Here is a 12,513-nt window from a genome sequence, read left to right as displayed (position 1 = left end):
GCCCGCCAGATTGAAATGACGACCAGGATGAAAGCCCGGCACCCCGACCTGCTTTGTCGGCTCCGGCGATTCCAATCTGCAGGACTGGCTGCCACATGTCGGACAGGCGGCCGTTCGAAACCAACTGGTGACATGATCGGGGCATACACCTCTCACCGCAACATCCTGCCCGAACGTTACTTACACTGTCGACCGCACCGCCAGCGACAGCTGTGTCAAAAATTTCATTTTCCTATCAGGTTTCTCATGTCGAGTTTTGTCGATGTGTTCGTAGTAGCCATGGCGAACTTTGATGCGTTGTTGCCCACCTTGGAAAATTCGCGCGGTCAGAGTGACGCCCATCGGAAAATTCGCGGCCAATTCTCCGAACCGAAGTGTTTTCGTAGTTGCCATCTTTGACATCTCATTCACTCAGTCTAGTGCGAGGTTCCCTTGATAAATTCATGTCGAGTTCGTGCCCGCCGGCAGGGATTTACGCTCATCGAACTCCTTGTGGTGATTGCCATCATCGCGGTGCTGATTGCCCTGCTGCTGCCGGCGGTTCAGCAGGCCCGCGAAGCAGCACGGCGTTCGCAGTGCAAAAACAATCTGAAGCAACTGGTACTCGGACTCCACAACTACCACGACACGTACCGGGTCTTTCCTCCCGGCTCGTTCAAAATCGGTTCGACCACCGCTCCTTCCCGCGGGACAGGCCTCAGCTTTCACGCGTCGCTGCTGCCTTACATCGATCAGGCCCCGCTGTATTCCAAGTTTAACTTCAATGCCATCGCCTGGGACACCAACAGAGATCTGGCGGTCACTCCCATTTCTGTCTTCCTGTGCCCGTCCGGCTCCGTTCGCTACTCGAATCATCCGTCAGAACTCAGCAGTGCATCGTCGAAACTTTCAACAACGCACTATCTGGGTGTTCTTGGTCCTTACGGCGGAAGTGGAACTCCGGTGAATCCCGTCACAGGGAGTGTTTACCCATACACCGCTGAGGCGAATTATGGCGGATACAGCTCCGAAGGGATTCTTGTCTGGGGAGAATCAAAGTCGATGCGGGACGTCACGGACGGGTCGAGCAACACCTTGCTGCTTGCGGAGAGTTCAAGTAACTCACTGGATATGCAAAGTTGCTGCTTCCGGACCTGGATGAGAGGAACAACCGATGATAACTCGCGACCTTGCATCACTGGAGCAAGGAGCATCCGTTACGCTCCCAACGCAGCCACGCCGGTCATCTCCAGCCCCACGTTCAACCATATGATGTTCAACAGCGGACATACCGGAGGAATTCAGGTCGGAATGGCGGATGGGGCCGTTTCGTTTCTCAGCGACAACATCGACATGACCGTCTATCGTTCGTTGAGCACTCGCTCGAGCGGGGAAGTGACAGGTGCAATGTAATGTCATCCCTGAAAATGCGATGTGAATTCATCAATGTTCTCGGAGCAGCGGGATTGCTCCTTCTGCTCTCGGGATGTGCCAAGGTAGCTGAGGGACCTGTTCGATATCAGGTGAGCGGGCAGGTCACCTTCGACGGCCAGCCTGTGCCGCATGGCAGCATCATCTTCGATCCCGATGTTCAAGCAGGAAACAGCGGCCCGCAAGGATCTGCGGAGATCATCAACGGCTCGTACAGTACCGCACTTCACCGGGGCACTGGTGTTGTGGGGGGACCGATGTTGATTACGGTCACCGGAATGAAAAACCAGAATGTTCTGGAAGGGGAGGATCCGGGACTTTTGTTCAAAGATTTCAGCCTGAAGCAGGACATCCCCAAAGAGAAATTCGTCCTTGATGTGCTCGTCCCCAGGGAAGCGGGACGTCGATAGTCGTGCCCGGAGCTGGACGCCGCGTTTTTCTATGCCACCCCGATGCAGGAAAGGGCTGTGTTGCGGTTTTGGGACGGGATGTGCAGCATTCAGAAGTAAATCTTCCAGCTTCAGTTTCCGTGAGACTGAAATCTGAATGTCGATGTCCGGCCGCGAGCTTCGTATTGAATATCGGGAAGGCGTTTCATGCTCTCGAATGAAGAAGTGGCTGCCAAGCTGCTCAGCGAGCGTCTGGCGATGACCGCGTTTATTGCCACGATGACCCGCAATTATCACATGGCTGAAGATGTGTTTCAGGATGTCTGTGTCAAGGCGATCGGTCGCGAGGAAGAGTTTGAATCACTGGATCATCTGGTGAACTGGGCGCACATGGTTGGCCGGAATCGAGCGATTGATCTGATGCGGGCGCGCGACGGGAAGTATCTCGGACTGAGCTCAGATGTGCTCGATGCCCTGTCACAGATCTGGCCCAAAGACCGGGCGGCCAGTCTTCGGGAGAAACAGGAAGCTCTGCAGCTGTGTATGGAACAACTGACTCAGAACAATCGCGAAATCCTGCGACTTCGCTACTTCGAGGGCCGGTCGGGCGGTGATGTCGCCCGGTTTCTCAATCGCAAGCTGGAGACGGTGTACCAGGCCTTGGCGCGAATTCATAAGTCGCTCGGCGAGTGCGTACGCAAGAGGATGCTGGTCGAGGGTGAAGCATGAACGCAGATCGAAATCACTCCAACACTGATTCGCCCGCGGCTGGCGACTTGCCATTCCTGCAACGGGTGGTGCGGTACCAGGATGGATCGCTGTCGCTCGAAGAGTTTTCAAAATTCGAGAAAGAACTGCTGACGGATTCAAAAAAACTCCAGACCTTTGCGGACCTGCAGCTTCAGTCTGCCGCGATCCATGGAGTGATGCGTCACGAAGCTTTTGAGATTTCGAGCAGTCATGCGTCCAGTACAAAGCGATCCTGGCGATCCATCCTGCTGAGGACGTTTGGGCTGGCCACAGCCTTGGGCCTGGCGGGAGTGATCTTCACCAGAGACATCTGGATGCCGGCGCCGGTTGCCGTCGGGCCGGCGGCGGGCGAGGTTGTTGAATTCGAACCTCAGGCAGATCCGCGTGGAACTGTGGCGGTATTGCCGCTGGAACCGCAAGTTCGTTTTTCGGGGTCCTCGCAGGCGAAGCTTTTTGGCGAGCTTCTTCCCCCCTTGCGGTCGATGCTCTCGGCACGTCACGACTATGTGCTGACGCATGGCATGGTCGAACTGGAATTCCCAGCAGGAGCCACTGCCATCATCGAGGCTCCCGCCCTGTTCAGGATCCTCGCTGACGACTGTCTGGCGGTTGATACCGGACGATGTTCCGTACACGCCCCGGATGGTGCTGAAGGCTTTCGGCTGGAAACTCCGGTGACGCGCGTTGTGGACCGTGGAACGAGATTCACCGTCAAGGTCAGCGAAGGAATCGACACGGAAGTTCAGGTGGTTGAGGGGATCGCTGACATCTACTGGAAAGCTGATCTAAGAACTTCCGCTTCGCATGACACTCCAGGAGCAGGGGACGGGACGCATGCCTTGCCATTGCAGACGCGTCTGGAACATCGGGAGGCGCAGCGATTTTCCGGAGTCGAAACGGCAGCGGCAATCCCGGTGAAGTTTGAACCTAAACAGTATCGACGCGGACTCCCCGATCGTATCATCAGTTACGAAGTGACAACGAATCCAGCGGGGCACGCTGAGAATCTGGTCAGTGTCACGGTGCAGCGGGGCGGAAACACGATCACGTTTCCGGTGGAAGAGCTGATCCCCGTCGAGTTGATTGCATTCAAGTCTCGTGAAGTCGCTGACCGCAGCGGACACCTCGCCGGAAGAGAGAACTTTCCGGAACGGCGCAGCGACTGGCTTTCCGACCGGACATTGAACACCGGCGTGCTCAACCCGGGCGGCCACAAAGAACCACTGGACTCGGACCCGGTGATTCAGTTCCCGGAAGATCCGTTGAAGCCCAACACGCAAGGATTAGCGGTCCGCTTCCAGACACCGGTCGTCAACGGCCCCGGACCGGACATCGTGTTTTTCGAACTTCAATCGTTCTCGAACCCTCCGGATGGCGACGCCTTCCACATCAGTCCGATGCACTTTGAAGGACAACGCCGTTCACACACGATCCGCATGTATGATCTGACGATGGCCTCTCCGGAAGTCTATCAACTGGCCAGCTTCCAGCTTTACCAGTTTCCGGAACCGGTCGCTTCAATGGCTGAGCTGAATTCGAATGATTGCAATCGCGCCCGGACCCAGACCGGATTTCGCGCACTCGCTGTCGGGATTGACCTGACAGACCTTGGCTTCGCCGAGAATGAAGCGGTCGACGAACTGTTCATTCAGGATGCCGACGACGACACCAGCTATGTCGACCCCGTTTTCATCGCAGGGTTCCCGACTCCGATTCCAGAGACAAATGACTCTTCCGCACCTGAATCACAGGGCGAAACGTCATCGGAACTGAAAGTTCTCTCTCCATGAACCGGGCCACAACTGTTCCTGACGCGTGACCGTTCAGAATCATTCCGAAAGAGTGGCCCAGTGCCGACTCTCCTCCCCGCCATCCCGCCGATCGAGGGTTTGAAAGATTCACCTGAGCATTCCCATGTCCGACCGAATCAGCACGCAGAAATCGCGTCTCGCCTCCATACTCCTGTTATGGAGAAGGCTCTGCTCGCGAGTGTCCAGGTTCGTGATCATGTTCGTGTTCGTGGCGACCTTCAGCATTGCACACGGGGCGGATCCGGTGCCGGTCGCGCATTGGGATTTCGGTGAAGAGGAACCCACCCCCTTGCAGTCGCATGGGGGAGTCCATCGTGATCAGCCCGGTCCGCGTCCGCCGACATACCCCGACTTCGGCCCCGATAATACTGCGGTCAAACTGGATGGGGATGGCGCCTATCTCTCCTTTGACGATCCGGGAACCGGCAGCAGGTTCGACTTCACCAATGGGGATGAAATCACCCTGGAAGCGTGGGTGCAGCTGACCGAACTCCATTCAGGAGAAAACGTTTACCTGATTGGAAAAGGACGGACTGGCGCCCCGAACTTCAATCCCGACAACCAGAACTGGGCATTGCGAGTCCGCGAGCAGAACGGCAAAGCGAGTGTCAGTTTTCTGTTCGCGACAGAGTCCCAGAACAAGGAAAAAGGTGGTCACCACTGGCACCGCTGGACCTCGGAAAGTGGATTCCTGCCTGGGCCCGCGTGGCATCATGTCGCTATCAGTTACCGGTTCGGAGACCCTTCGAGCATTCGGGGGTGGATCGACGGTCAGCTGCGGAAGGGCCGCTGGGACCTGGGGGGCGAAACCCGCGATCCTCCGGTCGTCGATAACGACAGCATCTGGATCGGTTCTTCCATGCAAGGCTATCCCGCCAGCAGCCTGCGCGGATCGCTGGATGCAATCGCAGTTTATCGGGAACTTCTTTCGGATGATGTCCTGAAGGCGAGGTATCGTCGCAGCGGCGAAGAACCCTCGAATCAACTTGCACCCGAAGTGTCTCCGGAACTTGGAGCGCTTCCAGGCGACAACGTCTTGCTGACGTTTCGCGAAGGAATGCCGGCTCACGACCGGTGGCTGGAACAACACGAGAAGTTGCCAGGAGAGAGTCTGCGCTGGGAGACGGAGACCTTCCTGATCGATCAGTTGCCTCAGCGATACGACGACTGGGGGATCCGGGAAAACTGGCAGGCCCCCGTGCTCATGACGATGGCGACGGAGTTCAAGCTCTCGCCCGGTCCGCATCGATTTCTCATGCGCACCCGCGGGCTGAGTCGACTCTGGGTCAACGGGCAAGTCATCGCCCGCAGCCAGCCCGTCCAGGGGTCCCCCAGCGGAGAGGAACCTGTCACCCCCTTGGCCACTCCGCCACACCCCCATCTGCGGAGGGCCGAACACCGTCAGCAGGAGGTCATCGCGGAAGCCACGATCGGCTCCGATGGAAATTGCCGGGTGATCCTCGAGACGCTGGTGGGGGGAAAGAACTTTCGAACCGATCCCGGAGAAACCTGCGTCGCTGTCGAAACGGATGACAGGACATCGTTCGTCCTGCTTCGTCCCCGGATGGAACAGGCGTTGCCACTGACCGACGCTGCGGTGAGCGAAGCTCTGCAGCGGCAACATGAGGAATTGCAGGTTTTCAATGATGAACGGCGGCGGAAGGCTGCTGCCAGTCAGGATCCGTTCTGGAACCAACGTCACAATGTCGCAAAAGATTGGGCCCGGCAGCATCCAGCTCCAAGCGTTCCATCAACTTCCTCCAGCGAACATCCCATCGATGCCTTTCTTCAAGCAAAAATCCAGACAGCACTCGCTGTCAGTTCAACAACGAATGCCGAGTCTGCCCTGAAGTTTCACACGGAAATCCTGCCGATTCTGCGTGACAACTGCTTACGATGTCATGGGGATAAAGGGAAGGGTGGCTTGATGCTCGATTCCCTGTCCGCTGCACGCCAGGGTGGAGACACTGGCCTGCCCGCCATCACCCCGGGTGATCTGAAGAAAAGTGAAATCGTTTCCCGCATCCATTCGCAAGATCCTGATGAGCGGATGCCGCCGGGTGGCGTGGGACTGGCAACGGAAAAGATCGCTTTGCTGGAAGAATGGATTCGAAACGGCGCGGAATGGCCTCCTTTTCCGGTCAAGCCAGAGGAGGTTGCTCCCACAGCCGTTCTCAGCGATGAGGCCTTTCTGCGACGACTCTCGCTCGACACGGTCGGAGTCATTCCGAGCATCGAGGAGCTGCAGGCATTTCTGTTGGACTCCAGTCCTGACAAGCGGCGAAATGCTGTCGACCGGTTGCTGGCCGATCCTCGCTGGGCCGATCACTGGATGGGGTACTGGCAGGATGTGCTCGCGGAAAACCCGACTCTGATCAACACCAGCTTGAACACCACCGGTCCGTTTCGCTGGTTCCTGTACGATTCTCTGCGGGACAACAAGGCATTCGATCGGCTTGTTACAGAGTTGATCCTGCTGCGAGGCAGTCCCCACGAGGGAGGGAGCGCCGGGTTCGCCATCGCTGGAAACAACGATGCTCCCATGGCCGCCAAAGGACAGATTGTCGCCAGCGCATTTCTGGGAATCGAACTCCAGTGTGCCCGCTGCCACGATTCGCCGTATCACAGCACCACGCAGCAGGACCTGTATGCTCTCGCTGCGATGTTCGAGAAAAAGCAGTTGACGGTGCCTGCCAGCAGTCGGGTTCCTTCAGCCTTCTTTGAGAAGAAACAACGCGAATCGCTGATTCAGGTGACCCTCAAGCCGGACCAGCCCGTTCCGCCCGCCTGGCCTTTCGCCGCTGAAACCGGCTGTGCTGACGACGATTCTCTCAATGCACTGATGCAGAATCCGCAAGACACGCGTGAACGTCTGGCAGCTCTGATGACCGCCCCAGCCAACGCCCGGTTCCCGCAGGTGATCGTCAATCGCATCTGGCGGAAGCTGATCGGGGCAGGGATCGTGGAACCTCCTGCGGACTGGGAAGGCCATGCTGCGAGTCATCCGGACCTGCTGGAATGGCTGGCCCGGGAATTCATCACGCATGACTATGATCTCAAGCATGTCGCTCGACTGATTCTCACCTCGGAACTCTATCAGCGGGAAGCGAGCGGCAGTCATCAGGCGACTCTCCCTGAACTTCGATTCTTCAACTCGCCTGACCGTCGTCGGATGACGGCGGAACAGGTCGTTGATTCTCTGTCCGTTGCCGGGGGTCAGCCGCTTCAGTCCGAGGAGCTGACCTTCGATCCGGACGGACGCCGTGCTTCGAGCGGTCGACTGACGCTGGGAATTCCAAAACGGGCGTGGATGTTCGCCAACCTCGCCAATGAACGGGATCGCCCCAGTTTGAACCTTCCCCGGGCACGCACAGTGACCGATGTGATGGAAGCCTTTGGATGGAGCGGGGCCCGGCAGAGTCCCCGTACGGATCGTGAAACGGCAGCCAGCGTCCTTCAGCCAGGGGTGCTCGAAAACAGTACGCTGTCAGTCATCATGACCCGCGCCTCTCTCAATAGCGGGCTGGCCACGCAAGCCGTTGCTGCTTCATCGCCTGATGAGCTCGTCGAAGCGATCTTCCTTCGTTTTCTCAGTCGGCGGCCGAGTGCTGCTGAGAAAGGCCCGCTGGTGGCGGATCTTGCGGTTGATTTTGAACGGCGGGTGCTCCCGGAAAACGAACGGTCTGCTCCTCCGGTGTGGGAGCCGTTACCGGTGGTGACCTGGTCGAATCACCTGCGTCCCGAATCCAACACCATTGTTCTGGAACTGGAATCGCGGGCACGGGCGGGGCTTCCAGCGGATCCGCGTCTGCGAACCGAGTGGCGGGAAACCTATGAAGATGTGGTCTGGAGTGTGATGAATCTCGGTGAGTTCGTCTGGGTCCCATGACCTCCGTGAGCCAACTCAGATGATCAGGAGACAACCATGATGCAACGACGCGAGTTTTTATCTCTCACAGCAGCCGCGACCGCGACTGCTGCACTGCCTCAGTATGTGCACGCCTCACATGAACCGCTGCTGCAGGGCAAAGCCGAGCACGTCATTTCCATCTGGCTGGGCGGCGGGATGGGAGCGATCGACACGTTCGACCCCAAACGTCAGGGGGACCCCGGAAAAAAGCTGCCGGGCGCGTACTATCCATCGATCGACACTGCTGTCCCGGGGGTGCAGGTGTGCGAGCATCTTCGAAAGCTCGCGCCGCTGATGGATCGCGTGACTGCTGTGCGGACGGTGCACCATAACGTGATCGACGAACACGCAGCGGCGACGAACTTCATGCATACGGGCCGTCCGGTCAGTGGAACGGTGGTCTACCCGTCCCTGGGTTCCTTGATCGCACATGAACGGGGTTCCGCCAGTGAAGACGCCCCGGCGTATGTCCTGATCGGATACCCCAACGTGACTCGCGGCCCGGGCTTTCTGGGAGCCCGGCACAGCTATCTGTACCTGACCGATACCAGTCAGGGTCCCGCTGGCCTGTCCCGACCGGAAGGGATCACTCTCGGTCGGCAGAATCGTCGTGAGGCTTTTCTGGCAGGGCTGCGGGAAGCAGGGCATGTTCCCTCGGATCGCCTTGTTCAGGATTACGAAGAGGCGATCGACCAGAGCCTGCGATTGAGCGGGCCGGGCTTCACCAGCTGTTTCCGACTCGATGAGGAGCCGGCGGATCTCAGGGCGGGGTACGGAGGAGAATTTGGCCAGCGCTGCCTGCTGGCTCGCCGGTTGATCGAGCGCGGAGTGAGATTCATAGAGGTCTCACACAACCTGAATTTCCTGAACGGGGCGGGATGGGATGTCCACAATGGCGGCATTGAACAGCAACATGCCCTCATCCAGGAACTCGACACAGCCATGAGCGCACTGCTGCTCGATCTGGAGAAGCGAAACTTACTCGACAAAACCCTGATCGTCGTCACGACCGAGTTTGGTCGCCCCCCTGAGTTCGATGGCGGGGGCGGACGCGGCCATCAGGGGAGTGCCTTTACCTGCGTGCTGGCGGGAGGCGGGCTCAAACATTGCGGAGCCTACGGGCTGACGGATGAACTGGGGAAGCAGATCGTCGAGCATCCCGTCAGCGTCGCCGATTTTTTTGCGACGATTCATGCTGCAATGGGGATCGACTACACGAAATCACTTTACGATGGCGACCGTCCTGTGCCGGTCACCGACCAGGGACAGCCGATCGCAGCCCTGTTCGAGAGCAGGGCTTGAATGCAGACGTCCGGTGGGTCGAGGAATGACTGCAGGCAGGCTTCTTGAAGCACACTACAGCAGTTCGACAATCGGCTTGGCAGCGGGGTCGACCAGTCGAATCGGACGACTGACGTTGGACATGTTCTGATTCGCGGGATCCAGTCCCAGTGCCAGGCAGATTGTTGCGAGAAGGTCCGGGGTCGAAACCGGTCGGTCTTCGACGTCCAGACCGTCTTCGCCCGTCTTTCCGATCACTCCGCCCCCCTGAATTCCTCCCCCTCCCAGGACGACCGACCATGCCCGCGGATAGTGATCGCGGCCGACCTGCGGGTTGATCACCGGGGTGCGACCGAACTCACCCATCCAGACCACTACGGTACTCTCCAGTAAGCCGCGCTCCTCCAGATCCTGTAGCAGGCTGCTCCAGCCTCGATCCAGCACATCACTCAGATTCTTCACCGCTGCGAAGTTGTCGTTATGGGTGTCCCATCCTCCGAGCGTGACTTCCACAAAAGGAACCTGCCGTTCGATCAGTCGCCGGGCCAACAGGCATCCCTGACCGAACGCCGATGTCCCATACCGTTCGTGAGTGGCAGGAGATTCGCTATCCAGTTCGAAGACTTCCGCTGCGGAAGGACTCATCAGCTTCAGGCTGCGGGCATAGGCCTCACGGTGCCCGTCGGCTGCGTGCCCAGGGCGGTCCTTGAGAAAATCGGCCTGCATCCGCTGCAGAAGTTCCATCCTCGCAGAAGCCTGTTCTGAGGAAACACCGCGCGGCAGCGAGCGGTTCTCGACGTTCAGTTTGGCTGCTGACGGGTCCCCGCCGACCAGGAGCGGTGCATGATCGGCTCCCAGATATCCACTCGCTGGACTCCCCGCACGAAAGAGGCCGCGTGGAAGAATGCTGACATAGTTGGGAAGGTCAACAGGCTGTGGTCCCCATTCGTTCGAGACGAGTGAACCGAGCACCGGAAACTGAATTGCCCCTTGCGGCGTGTATCCCGTCCGAAGATTGTCACGCGCCCTGCCGTGATCCCCTTCGCGGGTGCTCATCGACCGGACGATCGAGAGTCGGTCCATCCACTTGGCGACACCCGGAAGATGTTCCGAAATCCCCACACCCGCGGCGCTCGTGCCGATCTGTTGAAACGGACCACCGTTGGCGTGACCGCATTTCATGTCGAATGTGTCGGTCTGACTCGGACCGCCATCCATCCACAGCAGCAGGCAGGAGCGTTTGGGACGGCTTTCCCCTTCGTTGGCGAGCGCCAGACGACCCAGCCAGTTCGACATGGCACCCGTCATCAACAGACCGGCAGATTGAGTCAGCCAGCCGCGACGCGTGTACGTGGTGAAGAGTGATGTCATCGAAACCTCAAACAGACTTGAACGGCAGTAATCAATGATTCCAGCGGAACTCGGGGGAATTCAACAGGACCCACAACAGATCCCCCAACCGGCGAGAGCTTTCCTCCTCGGGACCGGTCTGCAGAAAGGTGAGCATCTGATCCCGTTCCGATGACGTCGGATAACGGCTGAACGTCGCCAGAAACAGCTGGTCGATCCGACCGTTCCCGGTCAGTTCGCGATTCGCGAGTAGTTGTTTCAGCCTGTTGCTGGAATCGGGGGAGACCTCTCGAGCGACCAACCCGCCGTTCATCAGTGTCAGGGCCTGCACGACCGAGGTTTCCGGATCGCGGGTCGAACCGTGGGAGTCGAACAGTTCGACAATCCGTCGCCGCATGGCATCCTCTCCCCGGGCACGTTCCCCCGCGCGGCTTTCAACTCCGATAGCGATCGAGAGACTGTCATAGAACTGGTCCCCGGTCATCGGCTTGATTTCGCGGCGGGCAAACAGGGCTGAATCACTTTGGCCGGGGGCGGTCAGCCGGCTTTCGCGCTGGTAGGCGTCGCTCAGGCAGATCGCTCGATACAGATCTCCCAGATCGAATCCGGAGTCTTTGAAACTCATGGCGAGCAGATCGAGCAGTTCTGGATGGGAAGGGGGATTCGAAGCATGCATGTCATCGACCGGATCCACGAGGCCTCGCCCCAGAAGCTCACCCCACAGGCGGTTCGCAATGGCTCGCGCAAAGAACGGGTTGTCGGGAGCGGTGATCCAGTTGGCCAGTGCCACGCGCGGGGGAAGGTCTTCGCTGAAATCCGGATCGACACCGTCCAGATACAGGGCCGGGACCAGAACATCGGTGGACATCACCGAAATGGAGCGGCGGTCACGCTGTTCGAGAATCGGTGCGAAAGCCCCTTTTCCTTTACGTTCGATTCCTGAGAAGAATGCTGCCTGATTCCAGAATTGATGCTGTGTCCACTGATCAAAGGGATGATCGTGACACTGCGCACACTCCAGTCGGATCCCGAGGAACAGCCTCGTCGTGGAAGAGGCCAATGCGGCAGCATCCGCGTTCTTGGCTGCGATGTACGCGACCGGATTCGCAGCTTTCAGGTCTGTCAGAACCAGCTGCGGCCGTTCTTTCGTCCCGTTGATGGGAACGCTCAGAAGTTCATTCACGATCTCGTCGAACCCGACCTGAGCCTGACGCCGCTCGATCAACCAGGACTCAAACCCCGGAATGTAGTACCGGAGCTGGCGGTCGGTTTCGGATTCCGGGACGAGCAGTTGCCGCCAGGTCCGGGCGAAATGGGACGCATGTTCCCGGCTGGCCAAAAGCCGATCCACGACCGCGGCCCGTTTTGCTTCATTCTGTTCCGCAACAAACGCGGTCACTTCTTCAGGAGTCGGAATCCGGCCAATCAGATCCAGGCTGACGCGTCGCAGAAAGAGGGAATCGTCAACACGGGCAGCGGGCTCGATTTTCCCGGATGCCAGTCGCGTGCTGAGGTGACTGTCGATCGAACGGGCCAGCTCCTGCGGATCGGCACCGAGTCCGTCTCCCGAAGCGGCCAGCAGCAGGACAGTCGCCATGGATGCGCAGCGCAT

At 58.7% G+C, this 12,513-nt stretch carries 8 protein-coding genes; 6 read left to right on the top strand and 2 right to left on the bottom strand.

Going from position 1 to position 12,513, the window contains the following annotated elements; genetic code table 11:
• The first annotated feature begins 432 nt into the window (after window positions 1–432).
• The 6 genes from SH661x_RS11120 (at window position 433) to SH661x_RS11095 (ending at window position 9,572) form a co-directional block, all read left to right on the top strand.
• The gene (locus SH661x_RS11120) at window positions 433–1,392 is read left to right on the top strand and encodes a DUF1559 family PulG-like putative transporter (RefSeq protein ID WP_437230940.1); all 960 of its coding nucleotides are present in this window, start codon (window positions 433–435) and stop codon (window positions 1,390–1,392) included.
• Window positions 1,392–1,820 carry a hypothetical protein gene (locus SH661x_RS11115; RefSeq protein WP_437230938.1) on the top strand — a complete coding sequence of 143 codons (429 nt, stop codon included), beginning with the start codon at window positions 1,392–1,394 and terminating at the stop codon, window positions 1,818–1,820. Before SH661x_RS11120 ends, SH661x_RS11115 begins: the two co-directional genes overlap by 1 nt.
• Before the next feature lie 186 nt (window positions 1,821–2,006).
• Window positions 2,007–2,528 carry an RNA polymerase sigma factor gene (locus SH661x_RS11110; RefSeq protein ID WP_437230936.1) on the top strand — a complete coding sequence of 174 codons (522 nt, stop codon included), beginning with the start codon at window positions 2,007–2,009 and terminating at the stop codon, window positions 2,526–2,528.
• Window positions 2,525–4,339 carry a hypothetical protein gene (locus SH661x_RS11105; protein WP_437230934.1) on the top strand — a complete coding sequence of 605 codons (1,815 nt, stop codon included), beginning with the start codon at window positions 2,525–2,527 and terminating at the stop codon, window positions 4,337–4,339. Before SH661x_RS11110 ends, SH661x_RS11105 begins: the two co-directional genes overlap by 4 nt.
• Window positions 4,340–4,538: 199 nt before the next feature.
• On the top strand, window positions 4,539–8,249 hold the full coding sequence (locus tag SH661x_RS11100; RefSeq protein WP_437230932.1) for a DUF1553 domain-containing protein: 3,711 nt from the start codon (window positions 4,539–4,541) through the stop codon (window positions 8,247–8,249).
• 39 nt (window positions 8,250–8,288) lie between these two features.
• Window positions 8,289–9,572 (top strand): DUF1501 domain-containing protein, encoded by a 1,284-nt coding sequence (locus SH661x_RS11095; protein WP_437231188.1) that lies wholly within the window; start codon window positions 8,289–8,291, stop codon window positions 9,570–9,572.
• A 54-nt stretch (window positions 9,573–9,626) separates the two neighbouring features.
• Here the strand turns inward: SH661x_RS11095 and SH661x_RS11090 are convergent, their stop codons facing one another.
• Window positions 9,627–10,922 (bottom strand): DUF1501 domain-containing protein, encoded by a 1,296-nt coding sequence (locus SH661x_RS11090; RefSeq protein WP_437230930.1) that lies wholly within the window; start codon window positions 10,920–10,922, stop codon window positions 9,627–9,629.
• Between the two features lie 31 nt (window positions 10,923–10,953).
• Window positions 10,954–12,513, bottom strand: a complete 1,560-nt coding sequence (locus tag SH661x_RS11085; protein WP_437230928.1) for a DUF1549 and DUF1553 domain-containing protein — start codon at window positions 12,511–12,513, stop codon at window positions 10,954–10,956.

It is taken from the genome of Planctomicrobium stercoris (assembly GCF_051465655.1).
Classification (GTDB): domain Bacteria; phylum Planctomycetota; class Planctomycetia; order Planctomycetales; family Planctomycetaceae; genus Planctomicrobium.
The sequence above is the reverse complement of the archived record's forward strand: the minus strand, read 5'-3'. Positions and strand labels throughout refer to the sequence as shown.